The following is a 16047-nucleotide window of genomic DNA, read 5'->3' on the forward strand; positions in this document are numbered from 1 at the left end:
ATATGATAGACATAAAAGGCATAACCAAGAGCTTCGGCTCACTACAAGTATTGAAAGGTATAGACCTGCACATCGAACGCGGCGAGGTTGTGAGCATCGTCGGGCCGTCGGGCGCCGGCAAAACAACCCTGCTGCAAATCATCGGAACGCTCGACCACCCCGACAGCGGCAGTATAGTCGTAAACGGCATAAATGTGGGTAACCTCTCAACCAGCAAGCTAAGCGACTTCCGCAATAACCACCTGGGATTCGTGTTCCAGTTTCACCAACTGTTGCCGGAGTTTACAGCAATGGAGAATATTATGATTCCGGCCTTCATCGGTGGAAAGAAAACTGGCGAAGCACATCGTCGAGCCGAAGAACTGCTCGATTTTATGGGTCTGGCAGACCGTTCTACCCATAAACCCAACGAACTTTCCGGCGGAGAGAAACAACGTGTGGCCGTAGCGCGAGCATTGATGAATAATCCGGCTGTGATTCTGGCCGACGAACCATCAGGTAGCCTTGATTCAAAGAATAAAGACGAGCTGCACAAACTGTTCTTCGAACTGCGCGACAGATTCGGACAAACGTTCGTCATCGTAACCCACGATGAAAGTCTTGCATCGCTCACCGACCGCACCATTTATCTGCGCGACGGACAAATCATAGAAACAAACTGCAATGAATAGATTGAAACTGGGCGCCTACAATACGCTTACCGTGCTCAAAACAGCACTGCGCGAAGGCAATGGCGAGGTATTCGGACTGTATCTCGACGGAGGAGTTGATGGCGAAATTCTCATGCCGCAGAAATATGTCGCTAACGGCATCGAAATAGGCGACGAAGTGCGCGTCTTCGTATATCTCGACCAAGATGAGCGCCCCATCGCCACCACCGAAACGCCACTAGCCGAAGTAGACAGCTTCGCTTTCCTGAAGTGTGCTTGGGTTAACGAGCACGGTGCATTCCTTAGCTGGGGAGTCATGAAAGATTTGTTTTGCCCATTCCGCGAACAGAAACAGCGCATGGAAGTGGGTAATTCCTACATTGTGCACGTGCATATCGACGAGGAGAGCTATCGCCTAGTAGCATCGGCTAAGGTTGAAAGATTCTTCGATCTCGCCAAGCCGGAATATCGCCCAGGACAGGAAGTCGACTTGCTAGTATGGCAGAAAACCGACCTCGGCTTCAAGGTTATCATCGACAACAGCTATCCCGGCCTCATCTATGCCGACCAGGTGTTTCGCCCTATCCGAACCGGCGATCGTACAAAAGGATATATCTCAACCCTACGTCCCGACGGCAAGATAGACTGCACCCTCCAACCAACCGGACAGCGATATGCCGAAGATTTCGCCCACCAGTTGTTGCAATATCTTAAGGAGCATGATGGCTATTGCGACCTTGGCGATAAAAGCGAAGCCGAAGACATAAAACGTCGCTTCCAAGTGTCGAAAAAGGTGTACAAGCGTGCTATCGGCGACCTCTACAAACGTCGTCTCATAGCCATCGAATCGCTCGCCATAAAACTATTGCCCTAAATGACAAGCCCATTCTCAAGGACTCAACTTTTGCTCGGATACCCGGCTCTTCAGACACTCGCAGAGAGTAGAGTAGCCGTGTTCGGCGTAGGTGGTGTGGGCGGATACGCTGTCGAAGTGCTCGCACGAAGCGGCGTGGGAGCCATCGATATCATCGACGATGACCGCGTTTGTATAACTAACATAAACCGACAGCTCATTGCCACAACCTCAACCGTGGGCAAGCCTAAAGTAGATGTGGCCGAAGCACGCATCAACGACATAAACCCGCTATGCATAGTGCGCAAACACCAAACGTTCTATCTGCCCGAGCAGGCCAATAGATTCGACTTTACGACCTACGACTATGTTATCGATTGCATCGACACGGTAAAAGCAAAGCTCGACCTCATCCAGCGATGTCATGAACTAGACGTGCCCCTAATCTCGTGCATGGGAGCCGGGCATAAGCTCGATGCGACACAATTCTGCGTAACAAATCTCTTCAAAACCATCAACGACCCACTTGCAAAAGTGCTGCGAAAAAAGCTCCGCAAAACTGGAATCAAATACGTCAAGGTGGTCTACAGTCCTGAAGAACCTCTCGAAAGTATCCACCAGCCCGGCGTTCAAACCGAAGATGTTCCGGCATCCAATGCCTGGGTTCCTGCTACCGCTGGGCTTATTGTCGGAGGCGAAGTGGTGAAAGACATTATCCGGCGGGCAGGAACAATGCGTATTCAACCCGAAGAGAAACATGAACAAGAATAATCCGACCATTTTAAGCATAACCGGCTCCGACAGCATGGGTGGCTCGGGAATACAAGCCGACATAAAAACCATAACCGCTCTCGGCGCCTACGCTGCAACAGCCATAACAACCGTAACGGCTCAAAATCGCGAAGGCATACAGCAGTTGCACGACCTATCAGCCGACGTGCTCGAGCAGCAAATACAAGTAGTGATAAACGACCTTCGCCCAGACGCTATAAAAGTGGGAATGCTTCGAAGTTCTGAGCAAGTAGAAGTAGTTGAGCGCATCCTAAAAACCCATCAACCAAACTATGTCGTAATCGACCCGGTTGTGATAAGTAGCCGAGGTAATCGACTCATGGAACGCGAAGTTGCCGAAGCGATGCTCGGCCGATTATTTAAACTAAGCACCGTCGTTGTTATCAAGCAAGACAGTGCCTCGCATCTCGTTGGCGGCACCCCCGCCCGAAGCAATGAAGACATGGAACAAACCGTGCGTGCGCTGCTCGAATGGGGACCGCATGCTGTGTTGCTGCAGGGCGGTGCCATAGCAACCGAATCGCTCACCGACCTGCTGATTGAAAGCTCAACAGGAGAGCCGCATTTCTTTACCCGACCTGGATTCATCGATCGAAATACGCATGGCGTGGGCGGTGCATTCTCCTCGGCCGTAGCCGTATTTCTAAGTAAAGGTCTCCGAACAGAAGAAGCCGTCGAGCGAGCACAGGAATACATGAACCAGCTTATCCTTCGCTCCATCGACTCACACTCTAGACGAGGCACGCAGCTACTCAATCATGCCGACCCGAATCCGCAACCAATTATCTCGCCCCGTTTGCTAGAACTCTACAATCACTTTATGAACGAAATAGCCATGAACCACCATCGAACTGCCGATGTGAGTTTCTATGCTTCCCAACTGAACGTTTCGCCCCGCTATCTGGCACAAGTCACCCACCGCGTTGCCGGTCGCACTCCCAAGCAACTCATCGACGACTACATAATCAATGAAATCGAGGCACAACTCCTAGGCACCTCGAAAAATATCCAAGAGATTGCCTTCGATTTCGGCTTCTCCTCGCAAGCACAGTTCAATAAATTTTTTCGCAAGATGCGCTCTTGCACTCCCACCGACTTTCGCATACAACGCTAAACAATATCTTTACAAGACCCATTTCTTGTTTGCAACACCGCGGCAAACTTCTAACTCCAAGGGAGATTCGCTGTCCTGTCGCCCCAATAATTCCGGAGGGGCGACCGGACTACAGGTAGGCAGTGGAGCCCGATAGGGCGGAACCCCTGCACAATAGTCAACCTCAAGCGGAGAGATCCGAAACTAAGTTCGCTGTGCGAAGCGGAAAGCAATGGGGCGACGGAACGTAATCAGACCGCACAACACATGACCGCAGGGAGACGACGGGGGCAATAAATGGGCGTCCGTCACCCCTTCGGGGTTAACGTGGTCCGGGCATGATTACAGGGGTTCCGCTGTCGCTCCACCGCCTGTCTGTGGTCTTGCCACCCCTTCGGGGTTCTGTCGGCTCGACGAGATGGCAACAGTCGTCTAGCTTAAATGGCAATCAGCGATTAACTTAAACGACAATCGGCGACTAACCGCGATGCGATTACTACCGTATTAAACGGCGATTACTCCCATATTCCCTTCTATTTATATACGTACTCTCATTGTTTTCTTAACCGAGAAATTGAATTATCATCACGATGAAAAATTAGTTTCATCATGATGATACAAACGTTTCATCGTGATGATAAATTTGTGTCATCACGATGATAATTCAATTTCTCCAGTATGTCTATGATACAACTCCCTAATGTAAATAGAAGGGAATACGGGAGTAATTTCTCGGAGATACGGGAATAATCGGCGTGCAAACGGCGACTAACTTAAACGGCAATCGGCATTCCTAGCGGGGGACAATTGACGAGCCCCAGAGAGGGTTAACAACAACCTGCCTGGACGAATGATTATCAGCCCAGGCAAGAGATAGATGTTTTAACTTATTATATGCGGGGAGTCAGAAATGTGGTAAGAGAAAAGGGACAAGAGAAGCATACACGAGTTAGGCGGGATGCTCGATGAGCTCAAGGGCTTTGTCGACAATGCGGCTTTGCTTGTTCCAAATGCGGAAGTATTCGTTCATGTTCCAAAGGTCGCGAGCAACGAGGGCCTTAAGCTGTAGGCGCAGATAAACAAGAGTGCGGTGGAGCTCGTCATCGTCTTTAGGATTAATATTTTGCTTCCTGCCTTCTTCGATGATTCTGTCGGTGAGACTTTCAGGCACTTTATAGTTGGCATCGAATTTATCGAACGATGAATATTTGCTTTTGAGCGCTTTTCGGTTTGTATCGGCATACTTTAAATAAGCCTCTATGACGATATTCTTTGCTGCAAGCATACGATGAAAGCGAGTGTATTGCATCGTGTCGAGCGGCACGAAGTAGTCGGGCATAATTCCTCCACCACCATAAACAGGACGATGTTCGCGAAGTGTGTAGTATTTGAGTGAATCGACGAATTTGATGCTATCGGGGTTAGTTAGCTCTCCATGTTTGAGTCGTTTTTCGAGGTCGAGGTCATAGTCTTCGCGTTGTCCTTTCTTATATGGTTTCTGGATGCAGCGTCCGCTCGGCGTATAATAGTGTGCAATTGTGAGGCGAATCATACTTCCGTCGGGCAGGTCGAAAGGACGTTGAACGAGCCCTTTTCCGAAAGTTCGTCGGCCAACAACAGTTCCTCGGTCGTTGTCCATGATAGCGCCGGCTACGATTTCGGCCGCCGAGGCTGTGAGTTCGTTTACGAGCACGTAGATTTTCATGTTCTTCAGTTTACCATTTCCAATGGCTTCGAAATTCTGTCGTCGAACACGTCGGCCTTCGGTATATACAATCATTTCTCCGCGATCGAGAAATTCGTTTGCAATCTGAACAGCTGCCTGAAGATAGCCTCCGCCATTATCCTGGAGGTCGAGGATGAGATTTTGCATTCCCTGCTGCCGAAGCGAATCGACGGCACTCATGAACTCCTTATATGTTTTGGCACCGAAACTTTCAAGACGGATATAACCGGTACCGGGACGAATAATATAGGCCGCATTGAGCGTGTGGACAGGAATTTTATCGCGCTTCACATTGAAGAAAAGCATGCTCTTCACACCGCGACGTATTATACCAATCTTCACAACAGTACCTTTCTTGCCACGTAACATTTTCATGATGTCTATGCGCGGCTTCTTCACGCCTGCGATTATGGTATCGTTCACGGTTATGATTCGGTCGCCAGAGAGGATTCCTACCTTTTCAGACGGACCGTTGACCACAGTTTGAACCACGGAGAGCGTGTCGTCAATAATGTTAAACTGCACGCCGATACCTTCGAAATCGCCTTGCAGAGGTTCGTTCATCGCTTTAGTTTCCTTTGCGTTGGTGTAGGTTGAATGCGGGTCGAGCTGCAAAAGCATTCCTTTTATGGCATCTTCGGCAAGCTTTTGCGGGTCGGTTTCATCGACATAAAAATTAGATATTGCCATTTCAGCCAGCTGCATCTTGCGCAGAGCAGCGTTATTGTCAGCATCTATTTTGATCTGCGCCTTACAAAGAGCAGGCAGCAGACACATGGCGATAAACACTTTCTTAATCATGAGGTTCATTTCCTTTCTTCGTAATCTATTCCTAGTTGTCGAGCTCGCTCGATGTTGCGTCCTCGAAGGATTTTCTTTTCAGCTTCGGCTTTCTGTTTGATTAACGCAGCGGGCTTTTGCTTGTAGAGTGGCAGTTGGCGTGGGTCCCACGAACCTTGCACATCACGTTTGGCACGGCATTCAATCTGTTTTGGATAATAATAAACCTCCTCAGGCTGCCTATCTGCATCGAAAAGTCCAGTGTCCCATCGGCCGTTATCATTTTCATCGACGATGAGTCGCAAATAATATGTTCCCGGCTTCACATAATAAAAGGTTGCCGAGTTGTTCTTCGCCGTGACTTCCTTGATTGTTCGTCCGCTTTCGCCCAGCAACTGCAACAGACAGTTTTTGCCATCCATGCGTTGGAGGGTCATTGTAAGAGTGCCATAGGTATCGTTGGCGTTTATTTTGATTCCGTGTTTCGATTTTACTGATGCATTGCCATAGATGTCGACAAATGTGGCAGAATCGGTTTCGAGACTGTATTCGTGACCTTCGTTCCATGCGCCGATGAGTTTATAGAGACGGTCGTTTCCAGGGACGACTCCAAATTGGAATCGCGCTCGATACCAAAGTGTGTCCACCTTTTCATATAGATGAATCTTTGCGGTGTCGCAAATAGCGAGCGGTGCTGGCATCTCTAGCGTCGGATTTTCGTCGGGCGCCATTTGCGAACCGATATTGAATCGTACTTCGAGAGGCTCAACAGGCATTTGAGTTTCATATTCACGTCCGCGCTCCTTGTTTTTATCCTGCTTCTTTTTCCACTTCGCGTAGGCGTCTTGTTTTTGTTTGAGACGTTTGGCATAAGGAATTTTGGACAGGAGTTCGAGTGTATCGGTTTTCACGACGAGTTTTCCGAGACTATCGGTTACATTATAGGCCATTTGCAATCGCAGCGTATCCTGATTCACTAGCATCGTGTCGCGTATCCAATAAGTTATGGTATCCTGATTCAAGCTCGATTCAACCGTGAATGCATCCTTTGCGTTGAAGTTTAGTCCGGTTATGTGAGGCAAGTCGACATCGCCATAGCTGAAGAATATTGTGAACCTATTGGGGTCTTTCCGCTCGGCTTTCATGAAATAGCGATTCGTTTGCAGTTCGTTGAAGGCTCGCAGAATAACGTCGTCGGGCAGAAAGTGAGTATAGGGAATTTGTTTTATGTCAGATATGTGCAGCGAATCGCGCCAGATTGTATCTTGTTTGATATCGGGTTTGCTCGATGGCATAATAACCTCGGGCGTGAAGGCAATCTTTTCGCTTTGCTGCGTGAAGCGATAGTTACCATCGGCATCCTGCAGAGCGTAGATTCTATAATCACCTTTGGCAACACCTTTCACTACGAACCGACCGCGGCTGTCAGTTCTAGACACGCGCAACATCGGGAGTTTGCGGAAAGCCGAGTCGGCCTGATTCTGATATAATCCCACTAGGATTCCTTTCACGGGCTCCAGATTTTCAGCGTCAAGAACATAGCCTGCAACCTCGAGCGTGTCTATTTGACCGCCGGTTGAGAAAGAGAAAGTATAGTTGCCTAGTGGATTGCCCTCATTATTATCTGATATTGCATCGGAGAAGTCGATAGTGTAAGTTGTGTTTGGCTTCAACGAGTCGAGTAACTGGACAGAGATTCTTTTCCCTTGCGATTTGATTTCGGGTACTTCGAGTTGCGGTGGCGACACTACAACCTTCTCAGTTGGATTATCGAGCTTTATGAATTCATCGAAGTAGATGTTTATCTTATTGTTCAACACGCTTGTGGCGCGATCGATAGGTGTAGAACCAAGTATTCGCGGCGGAGTTTCGTCGAACCATCCGCCATCAGGTTCTCCCATCTTTGCACACGACGCCACAATAAGCGCAGACATTAATACAACTAAATAAAAACTAAACCTTTTCATCGCTCCATTTGTTCATTTCAAGCAGTTCTTCGATATTGTTCCGGCTGTTCGACAGGCGCGGAACCTTATGCTGACCGCCAAGTTTGCCCTTCGACCGAAGCCAATCGTTGAACAATCCTTTTCGGGCGGGGATTATTTCGAGTGGCTGTAGGGTTATGTTGTGATAACGTTTAGCCTCGTAGTCGGAGTTTATTTCTTGCAGTTTCGAGTCGAGCAGGCGAGCGAACTCATTCAGGTCATTAGGTTCTTTTCCGAATTCGATGAGCCATTGATGTCGACATTTTGCATGTTCATCCATATAAATCGGCGCGGCAGTGTAGTCGAGAACCTGTGCTCCAGTTGCCTTACAAGCTGTTTCGAGTCCTCGTTCGGCATTATCCATTATGAGTTCTTCGCCGAAGGCATTGATGAAATATTTCGTTCGTCCGGTTATGATGAATTTATATGGATTCACTGACGTGAACTGTACGGTGTCGCCTATCATATACCTCCACAATCCGCACGTGGTACTAATGAGCATCGCATAATTCCGTCCCATCTCAACTCCACTAAGCGGAACGACATTAGGCCTTTCGGAGTCGAATTCATCCATCGGTAAGAACTCATAGAACACGCCGTAATCGAGCATTAGAAGCATACTCCGGTCGGACGGATCATCCTGGATACCGAAAAATCCTTCCGACGCATTATAAGTCTCCATATAGTTCATTCCCTGTTTCGTTATGAGCTGCTCATAGCGTTCTCTATAGGGGGTGAACGCAATTCCGCCGTGGAAGAATACCTCCAAATTGGGCCAGACCTCTTCGAGATGCTGCTTTCCCGAAAGCTCCATCACATACACTAGCACGGAAAGCATCCACGACGGGACGCCCGAAATATTAGTGACATTTTTGTTGATAGTTTCGTGTGCTATACGTTCGCGTTTTATTTCGAAATCACTCAGTAAAGCCACCTCTTTGCTAGGCACTCGACTGATATTCACAAGCGGATTGATGTTTTCGATTAGAATTGCACTCAGATCGCCCACCAGAGCATTCGACAGATTATAGTTGGGCGAATGACTTCCACCGAGAATAAGGCTCTTACCATCGAGCAATCTACTTTCCGGATGATTCGACAAATAGAATGCAACAACATCCTTTCCGCCCTGATAGTGCAAACCGTGCAATCCCTCTGAGGTTATGGGAATGAACTTGCTTTTATCATTTGTTGTACCCGACGATTTGGCATACCATTTAGTTTGCCCCGGCCACAGCACGTTTCGTTCGCCGTGCCGCATGCGTTCAATGTCGGCTTTTAGTTCTTCGTAGGTATTAACGGGAATATTCTGTACAAAGTCATCATATTTCCTGATGGTAGAGAACAAGTGCTTCCTTCCATATTCAGTGTATTTCGCCTTTTCGAGCAGATATTTCATTGCCTCATTTTGCAATTTTTCTGCCTCATAGAAGTGCCTGTCGAGTTCGCGTCTTCTAGGTTGAAAATACAGCTTGTTCACTATTCTGGTGAGGTCCATTATCGTATTAATTTGATGAGTTGCAAAAGTAATTATTTTTGGCATAACCGCTTTTCTACTGGGTTTCCAGCCACTTTGAACACTATTCTGCAAGCTATATAACTACAATTTGAGACCTCGAAAGTAGTTATGCATACTGCACAAGTACAATCCGAAGCCTAGAAAACGATTCTGCAAGCTGCACAACTACAATTTGAGACCTAGAAAGCGGTTATGCAGACTGCACAAATGCAATCTGAAGCCTAGAAAACGGTTCTGCAAGCTGCACAAATGCAATTTAAGACCTCGAAAGCAGTTATGCAAACTGCACAAATGCAATTTGAGACCTAGAAAGCGGTTATGCAGACTGCACAAGTACTTTTTGACTTATTGAAAGTACTTCGACAAAAGAAAACCGATGAAATAATAGTCATTATCGTTAAGGATAAGCTTCTTTGCGTAAGCGGCTGAATTTATTTATCTTTGCCTCGCTTAATATAATACCAACCTACCAATGAGACAGCTGAAAATAACTAAATCGATAACCAATCGTGAGAGCAATTCGCTCGACCGGTATTTCCAAGACATATACCACGAGAGGCTACTCAGCATAGAAGAAGAAATCGATTTAGCTCAAAAAATCAAGAAAGGAGATAAGACGGCACTGGAACGGCTCACAAAAGCAAATCTTAGATTTGTGGTTTCAGTGGCTAAACAGTATCAAAACCAAGGTTTGGCTCTGCCCGACCTCATCAACGAAGGAAATCTTGGGCTTATCAAAGCCGCAAAGAAATTCGATGAAACACGAGGATTCAAATTCATATCCTACGCAGTTTGGTGGATTCGACAAAGCATCCTTCAAGCCATAGCCGAACAAAGCCGACTTGTGAGACTGCCACTCAACCAGGTAGGTTCGGCAACAAGAATAAACAGAGTTCTGAACAAATTCGAACAGGAAAATCTGAGACGCCCAAGCATCGGGGAAATTGCAGAAAACACAAATATGTCTGAAAAGAAAATTGCCGATGCAATGAAAGCTAACGCATATCACCTCTCTGTGGACGCACCGATTATTGAAGGCGAAGAAAACAGTCTGCTTGACACACTTCAAAATAAAGACCTGCCCGATACAGACAGAAAGGTAGTAGACGAAGGTCTGGTAAAAGAAGTCAAAGAAACATTGCTAATTCTCTCCGAACGCGAACGGCAAGTAGTCGAATCCTTTTTCGGAATAAACCAACGAGAAATGAGCCTCGACGAAATAGCCGATAAATACGGGCTGACTCGTGAACGAGTTCGACAAATAAAAGAAAACGCAATCAAGCAAATCCGCAAAAACACCCATTGCAAGGAATTGAAAGCCTACTTGGGACGATAAGAAATAGAGAACAATTACATATCCATATAATATATGCGATTCTACAAACAATTCATCCTCACCCTTATACTCCTAGTAAGCTGCCTGGCCACAACAGCCAAAACAGGCAGCATCCCAGCAAAAGTCTATATGTTCGGCTTTGCCGCATCGTTCAACGATTCAACCGTCTATTTCACCGAAATTCAAGAAATAGACGTCTTTCTGGTGAATAACCGCACACGATTTCTGGTTAACAGAGACGACTACTCGTACCAGTTTCGTGACTTTCTGCAACAAACCGGTATTGAAGCCTACCCCACCTGCGTCACCTTCTACTCACAGAACAAAAACAGTTTAATGCGGAAGTTCCAAAAGATGCAAAACCGATACGTGGTAAAGCCCAAAAGGAAATTTAAGGTGAGAAACATTCCTGAAAACGCTTTCTTATTCAAGACCGTCGCCCCCGATTGAACACAATGAAAGTAAACCTCTTCAGGATAGCTGAACTCGATATAAGCATAATTTTCTCCGACAGCCAGGTGAACGGAATGCATCTACTCGCATCGTTCGAACCATTCAGAATTGCAACGACAAATAACCCAAAGCTCTTTCGGCTCACAATAGACGACACGTTACGACCCGTGCCCAAAGAACATAAACAAAATATCAGAACATTCGACACAGGAAACGGCGACACTATCGTAGATCGACTAGACAACGGAGGATATCAATACATAATCAAAGACCTCGACGGAGTAGAATGCTGCCTACTCATAACCAACAAAGATTTCAGCGATTGCAAATGTGCTCTGAACGGAAACGCAAACATGCGCATATTCGGATTGAACAATGCTTTGATGCTTATCTTCGCTTTCGCCGGAGCACGTCACCAAACACTGATGGTACACGCATCGCTGGTCCGCAACAATAATCGTGGATATGCTTTCATAGCCAAAAGCGGAACCGGAAAATCAACCCAGGTGAGCATGTGGCTCAGATATATCCCCGGATGCGACCTCATGAACGACGATAACCCAATCATAAGAATAATCGACGGTCAGGCATGGATATTCGGAAGTCCTTGGAGTGGCAAGACCCCATGCTACAGAAACATAAAAGCACAACTTGGAGCCGTGACTAGAATAGACCGCGCAACATCCAATTCAATCGAGAAACTTTCCCCCATTAGCGCCTTCGCCTCTCTACTCCCATCATGTTCGAGCATGAAATGGGATTCCGAAATCTATAACGCAATATGCGATACCATCACGAAGGTTATAGAAACAACCAACATCTACACCCTCCACTGCTTGCCCAACGAAGAAGCAGCAAGAATTTGCTACGAAAGAATAACCCAATAGAATAATGAAGAAAAAAGAAACGAAGCTTCCCGAATTGCAATTCCCAAACGCCGAATTGCTCCCCGAAATAGTGAAGATGCTCAACGAGGGGCACACCATCACTCTACGGCTTCGCGGATTCTCAATGCGCCCATTCCTAGAAGACAATCGCGACAAAGCACTCTTCACAAAACCAATCCTCGAGAACCTGAAAGTGGGTGACCCCGTCCTTGCCGAAACCATGCCGAGCCATTTCGTGCTCCACAGAATCATAAACATCGAAGGCGAAAAAGTAACCCTTCTCGGCGACGGAAACCTAATTTCAGAACACTGCAAACTCGAAGATATTAGAGGGGCCATCGTGGGATTCTACCGAAAAAATAGTCCCACACTCGACCGTATCGACGGAAGAAAATGGAAAACCTACAGCACCGTTTGGATGAAACTCCGTCCCATCAGGCGAATCCTCCTGGGATTCTACAGACGTTTGTGGATACCGCTGTTCGGCGCGATATGACAGAGAAGATAAATAATGCCAACATTAAAGGATAGAAATAATATGAGAACTAAAAAAGGTTTCAACCTTCGCTCCGTTTGCGGAGAGTACATCATTGTTGCCGAGGGCGAAGAAAACATTGATTTCAGCAATGTCATTTCAATGAACGAAAGCTCAGCCCTGCTATGGAAAAACCTTCAGCAAAGAGAGTCGTTCACCGTCGACGACATGGCTGCGCTACTCACCTCCGAATACAATGTAGACCGCGCAACAGCTTTCGGAGACTCCTCTACTCTAGCTGCACAATGGGCCGAATCAGGAATAATCGAGGGGGACGACATTCCACAGACATCTGCAAACAAGGATGACACGGAAGCAAAAAACAAATCGGAATCTAAAGACGAAAAGAAAACAAGAGGCTTTTTTAAACGACTGTCCAAATGAGCTCCCGTATTACACATCCATCCCTCATAACCATCTTTGTTTACTAGACCTTCTACCCCATGTGCCGATAATCTTTAAAGAACCATAAAAACAAAACAGCTTACAAATGTGTTATCCGAATCGTTTATTTTTGCAAACCGTAAATCCTCCTAAGGAAAGATGCTCGAGTGGCTGAAGAGGCACGCCTGGAAAGCGTGTAATCGGCAAAACCGATTCGGGGGTTCGAATCCCCCTCTTTCCGCAGAAAGTTCATATTGTAAGAAATGTTTTAAGAAAAGCCCTCGGGCAAGTAAGAATCGCTGTGACACGTTTTGTGTTTTCAGCGATTCTTCTTTTTACTTCACTAACCAAAGCATACTGAAACAACACTTTATATGGATTGATCGCGATCTTTACGCGGAAATTCGTCTGGGGAACGGATTGATTGCGATCATCCCGGGTTTTGGGGTCTCGGGGGCAGACATGACACGAGGTCTGTCCCTACATACGAGCTATCGGCCGAGTGGGGGGCTATCTTAAACCGAACTCACTTCATATATAAGAATTGGCTGGAGCAACAAGAAATTATCTCCATGGAATGATATTTATTTACCTTTGCCACCGGACATTTTAAATCAATAAACACAGATGAATAATAAACAATTTGCATTATTGGTAGTTGGTATCCTTTGCGTGTGCAGTATGGCCTTTGCATCGGTGTTTCAGGACAAGCCGATGCGTAAACTCTCCAACGGAACTTATGTGGTTAACACAACAACGCTTGCCCCAAATGTGAAAGGATTTCGCGGCGCAACTCCGCTTGAAGTTCACATAAAGAATAATAAGATTGTGAAAGTTGTGGCACTTCCAAATCAGGAAACACCTAACTATTTCGCTAAAGTTAAGGGACTTTTACTGCCCAAATTCGCAGGTAAAAGCACTTCGAAGCCTATACAGGTTGACGGCATAACGGGTGCAACATTCTCATCGAAAGCGGTGAAGGAAAACGTTTCGGCAGCGGTTAGATACTACAAGGCAAATAAATAAACCTCTGATTTGATTTTTATCTATAACGCTCCCCCTTCGATAATGGACAGATTCCATATATCGAGGGGCGTTGTTTTTGAATGTTTATTCTGATTTCATCCGCATGTTGAGTTGGAATATGGAGGGAATGAGAATACACATGGAAAAGAACAATCCGCCATACATTAGCCGTGAATCGCCGTGGAAAAGATCGATTAGTTTTCCGTCTGACATGTTCGGCATGAGATAAAACATCAGATAAGCCACCGTATTATTAACCCAATGCAGAGCTATCCCCGGAATAACACTTTTCGTACGATAATAAACCCACCCCAGAGCTAAACCAACCATAAACGCATGTATGCCCTGCGCCACGTTTAGATGAATCGCGCCGAACAGTAAAGCCGAAACAACTATCGCCACCCAATGCCACTTAGGGCTGAATACCTCGAGTAACTTGCGAAGAATAGCCCCGCGGAAAACCATCTCCTCAGCAACCGGAATAAGTAGCCCAAGAGCTGCATATCCCCAGGGCGTACTCATCACACCATCGAAAAGCTTTTCATAGTTATCGGGCATGGTTAACTGAATCTTTTCGAACATGAATTCAGTAGGTAGGATGGTTCCGATAGTGAACAATATCGTCCATAGAAGTACACCAACAGGTTTGGTTTTCAGATAATGATTCGAAACAGGAGTCCAGCGTGTTCGCGCAAAGACAACGATGGTCATCAGTCCGCTGAAAACCGACGACACAGCCAATAACACCCCGTTCTGTCCAAGCTGAACTTCGCTCAGCACATCGGCCGTCGGCCTATGATTAACAAAAGAATAGGCCCACACGCAAACAAGCTGCATAACAGTTTGAATCAGAATAGACACCGAAATAAACAACACTGCATAGAGCATTGAACGAAGTAGATTATCTTTCATGAGACTTCAATTTCAATAATGCAATAATATCTTTCTTGTCGGCTGCCAACTGTTCAGTCAGCGCCTCGAGACTATCGAACTTCCGCTCATCACGGATGCGGGCGACGAATTCTATTTCAAGTTCCTCGCCATAAATATCACCCTCAAAATTTAAGATGTTAACCTCAATCGACCGTCCATTACCATTGAATGTGGGGCGTGTTCCGATGTTCAACATTCCTCCAAGAGGTCCTTTCCGACCAGTAAGAGTAACCCTCACCGCAAACACTCCCTTACCAGGGATAAGCTTACGTTCATCGCGAGGTACTACATTAGCTGTGGGAAATCCGAGTCGGCGACCATTGCCAAAACCTTTCACAACTCGTCCGTCGAACGAATATCGATAGCCTAAACATCGATTAGCATGTTCGATCTCACCCTCTTCCAGAAGTTTTCTTATCGCCGACGAACTTATCTTCTGCTCGTCTCTACTGAAAACCGACGCACGTTCAACTATCAGTCCAATCTTTTGGCCATAGGCCACATAATTTTCGAACGACTCTCCCTGTCTGTACCCAAACCTATTATCATAACCCATTATTAGTCGCCTAACATTAAACCTATCATATAAGATTCGCTTCATAAACACCTCAGCCGACATGCTCGCCATCACTTTGTCAAACCGAAGTATAACCGACCAATCGACACCAGTCTCAGCGAGATAGTACAATTTCTCGTCTAGAGTCGAAAGTAATAAAGGCTGAAAATCCAATCCTAGAACCTCACGCGGATGCCGGTCGAGCGTCACTACGGTCGACCGGCATCCCTCCTCTTTAGCCGCCGAAACAACATTATCTATCAGAAAGCGATGCCCCAGATGCACACCATCAAAAAAGCCAATAGTAGCAACCATCGGTTTTCGTTCATTCAACGCACTTGTCGCACACTCATGGCAAATATCTTCCTGACTTGCAACGTCTAAAAAAATCCTTTCCATTGGATGCAAAGGTATGTCAAAGGCGGTGTAAGGCTCTTTGCTGCGCTTTCAAAATGTGTTAAAGCAAAGAAAAAGCAAAGAGCCTTACATCGCTTTTTCGTTTAATTATTTACCTTTGCAAACACAACATTCATTTCCTT

Annotated in this window: 15 protein-coding genes and 1 tRNA gene; 11 read left to right on the forward strand and 5 right to left on the reverse strand. The window is 46.4% G+C overall.

Annotation, left to right across the window (positions count from 1 at the left end; genetic code table 11):
- Nucleotides 1–2: 2 nt before the first annotated feature.
- From HMPREF9140_RS06840 to thiD, 4 genes are read left to right on the forward strand one after another with little or no spacing between them, the layout of a single operon-like run.
- Nucleotides 3–671 (forward strand): ABC transporter ATP-binding protein, encoded by a 669-nt coding sequence (locus HMPREF9140_RS06840; RefSeq protein ID WP_006952908.1) that lies wholly within the window; start codon nt 3–5, stop codon nt 669–671.
- The gene (locus HMPREF9140_RS06845) at nt 664–1524 is read left to right on the forward strand and encodes a CvfB family protein (protein WP_006952909.1); all 861 of its coding nucleotides are present in this window, start codon (nt 664–666) and stop codon (nt 1522–1524) included. Before HMPREF9140_RS06840 ends, HMPREF9140_RS06845 begins: the two co-directional genes overlap by 8 nt.
- Complete coding sequence (locus tag HMPREF9140_RS06850; RefSeq protein ID WP_006952910.1) at nt 1525–2274, forward strand: tRNA threonylcarbamoyladenosine dehydratase; 750 nt, start codon at nt 1525–1527, stop codon at nt 2272–2274.
- Nucleotides 2261–3409: a bifunctional hydroxymethylpyrimidine kinase/phosphomethylpyrimidine kinase gene (gene thiD / locus HMPREF9140_RS06855; RefSeq protein ID WP_006952911.1), complete on the forward strand. Its 1149-nt coding sequence runs from the start codon at nt 2261–2263 to the stop codon at nt 3407–3409. The genes HMPREF9140_RS06850 and thiD overlap by 14 nt, the downstream gene beginning before the upstream one ends.
- A gap of 928 nt (nt 3410–4337) precedes the next feature.
- Here the strand turns inward: thiD and HMPREF9140_RS06860 are convergent.
- Genes HMPREF9140_RS06860 through HMPREF9140_RS06870 form a run of 3 tightly spaced genes read right to left on the reverse strand, consistent with a single transcriptional unit; the run spans nt 4338 to nt 9377 of the window.
- Complete coding sequence (locus tag HMPREF9140_RS06860; protein WP_006952912.1) at nt 4338–5915, reverse strand: S41 family peptidase; 1578 nt, start codon at nt 5913–5915, stop codon at nt 4338–4340.
- A gap of 5 nt (nt 5916–5920) precedes the next feature.
- Nucleotides 5921–7861: an Ig-like domain-containing protein gene (locus HMPREF9140_RS06865; protein WP_006952913.1), complete on the reverse strand. Its 1941-nt coding sequence runs from the start codon at nt 7859–7861 to the stop codon at nt 5921–5923.
- Complete coding sequence (locus HMPREF9140_RS06870; RefSeq protein ID WP_006952914.1) at nt 7848–9377, reverse strand: GH3 auxin-responsive promoter family protein; 1530 nt, start codon at nt 9375–9377, stop codon at nt 7848–7850. The genes HMPREF9140_RS06865 and HMPREF9140_RS06870 overlap by 14 nt, the downstream gene beginning before the upstream one ends.
- Before the next feature lie 493 nt (nt 9378–9870).
- Here HMPREF9140_RS06870 and HMPREF9140_RS06875 point away from each other — a divergent pair, with 493 nt between their 5' ends.
- The 7 genes from HMPREF9140_RS06875 (at nt 9871) to HMPREF9140_RS06905 (ending at nt 14019) form a co-directional block, all read left to right on the forward strand.
- The gene (locus HMPREF9140_RS06875; RefSeq protein WP_006952916.1) at nt 9871–10734 is read left to right on the forward strand and encodes a sigma-70 family RNA polymerase sigma factor; all 864 of its coding nucleotides are present in this window, start codon (nt 9871–9873) and stop codon (nt 10732–10734) included.
- Between the two features lie 33 nt (nt 10735–10767).
- A complete protein-coding gene (locus HMPREF9140_RS06880; protein WP_006952917.1) occupies nt 10768–11184 on the forward strand; it encodes a hypothetical protein in 417 nt (138 codons plus the stop codon).
- 5 nt (nt 11185–11189) lie between these two features.
- Nucleotides 11190–12074: a hypothetical protein gene (locus HMPREF9140_RS06885; protein WP_006952918.1), complete on the forward strand. Its 885-nt coding sequence runs from the start codon at nt 11190–11192 to the stop codon at nt 12072–12074.
- A 4-nt stretch (nt 12075–12078) separates the two neighbouring features.
- On the forward strand, nt 12079–12570 hold the full coding sequence (locus HMPREF9140_RS06890; RefSeq protein WP_006952919.1) for a S24/S26 family peptidase: 492 nt from the start codon (nt 12079–12081) through the stop codon (nt 12568–12570).
- A gap of 42 nt (nt 12571–12612) precedes the next feature.
- On the forward strand, nt 12613–12993 hold the full coding sequence (locus tag HMPREF9140_RS06895) for a PqqD family protein (protein ID WP_006952920.1): 381 nt from the start codon (nt 12613–12615) through the stop codon (nt 12991–12993).
- 153 nt (nt 12994–13146) lie between these two features.
- Nucleotides 13147–13234: transfer RNA gene (locus HMPREF9140_RS06900), tRNA-Ser, on the forward strand.
- 386 nt (nt 13235–13620) lie between these two features.
- Nucleotides 13621–14019 (forward strand): FMN-binding protein, encoded by a 399-nt coding sequence (locus HMPREF9140_RS06905; protein ID WP_006952921.1) that lies wholly within the window; start codon nt 13621–13623, stop codon nt 14017–14019.
- Nucleotides 14020–14103: 84 nt separating this feature from the next.
- On the opposite strand, the gene HMPREF9140_RS06910 is transcribed toward HMPREF9140_RS06905, so the two are convergent.
- Nucleotides 14104–14931, reverse strand: coding sequence for a CPBP family intramembrane glutamic endopeptidase (locus tag HMPREF9140_RS06910; protein ID WP_006952922.1), 828 nt, complete (start codon nt 14929–14931; stop codon nt 14104–14106).
- Nucleotides 14921–15907, reverse strand: a complete 987-nt coding sequence (gene ribF / locus HMPREF9140_RS06915) for a riboflavin biosynthesis protein RibF (RefSeq protein ID WP_018571842.1) — start codon at nt 15905–15907, stop codon at nt 14921–14923. Before ribF ends, HMPREF9140_RS06910 begins: the two co-directional genes overlap by 11 nt.
- Nucleotides 15908–16047: the final 140 nt, after the last annotated feature.

It is taken from the genome of Prevotella micans F0438 (genome assembly GCF_000243035.1).
Classification (GTDB): Bacteria; Bacteroidota; Bacteroidia; order Bacteroidales; family Bacteroidaceae; genus Prevotella; species Prevotella micans.

Coding starts and splice junctions, on each gene's coding strand:
- HMPREF9140_RS06840 (WP_006952908.1), top strand. CDS start 3: ATGATAGACATAAAAGGCATAACCAAGAGCTTCGGCTCACTACAAGTA.
- HMPREF9140_RS06845 (WP_006952909.1), top strand. CDS start 664: ATGAATAGATTGAAACTGGGCGCCTACAATACGCTTACCGTGCTCAAA.
- HMPREF9140_RS06850 (WP_006952910.1), top strand. CDS start 1,525: ATGACAAGCCCATTCTCAAGGACTCAACTTTTGCTCGGATACCCGGCT.
- thiD (WP_006952911.1), top strand. CDS start 2,261: ATGAACAAGAATAATCCGACCATTTTAAGCATAACCGGCTCCGACAGC.
- HMPREF9140_RS06860 (WP_006952912.1), bottom strand. CDS start 5,915: ATGATTAAGAAAGTGTTTATCGCCATGTGTCTGCTGCCTGCTCTTTGT.
- HMPREF9140_RS06865 (WP_006952913.1), bottom strand. CDS start 7,861: ATGAAAAGGTTTAGTTTTTATTTAGTTGTATTAATGTCTGCGCTTATT.
- HMPREF9140_RS06870 (WP_006952914.1), bottom strand. CDS start 9,377: ATGGACCTCACCAGAATAGTGAACAAGCTGTATTTTCAACCTAGAAGA.
- HMPREF9140_RS06875 (WP_006952916.1), top strand. CDS start 9,871: ATGAGACAGCTGAAAATAACTAAATCGATAACCAATCGTGAGAGCAAT.
- HMPREF9140_RS06880 (WP_006952917.1), top strand. CDS start 10,768: ATGCGATTCTACAAACAATTCATCCTCACCCTTATACTCCTAGTAAGC.
- HMPREF9140_RS06885 (WP_006952918.1), top strand. CDS start 11,190: ATGAAAGTAAACCTCTTCAGGATAGCTGAACTCGATATAAGCATAATT.
- HMPREF9140_RS06890 (WP_006952919.1), top strand. CDS start 12,079: ATGAAGAAAAAAGAAACGAAGCTTCCCGAATTGCAATTCCCAAACGCC.
- HMPREF9140_RS06895 (WP_006952920.1), top strand. CDS start 12,613: ATGAGAACTAAAAAAGGTTTCAACCTTCGCTCCGTTTGCGGAGAGTAC.
- HMPREF9140_RS06905 (WP_006952921.1), top strand. CDS start 13,621: ATGAATAATAAACAATTTGCATTATTGGTAGTTGGTATCCTTTGCGTG.
- HMPREF9140_RS06910 (WP_006952922.1), bottom strand. CDS start 14,931: ATGAAAGATAATCTACTTCGTTCAATGCTCTATGCAGTGTTGTTTATT.
- ribF (WP_018571842.1), bottom strand. CDS start 15,907: ATGGAAAGGATTTTTTTAGACGTTGCAAGTCAGGAAGATATTTGCCAT.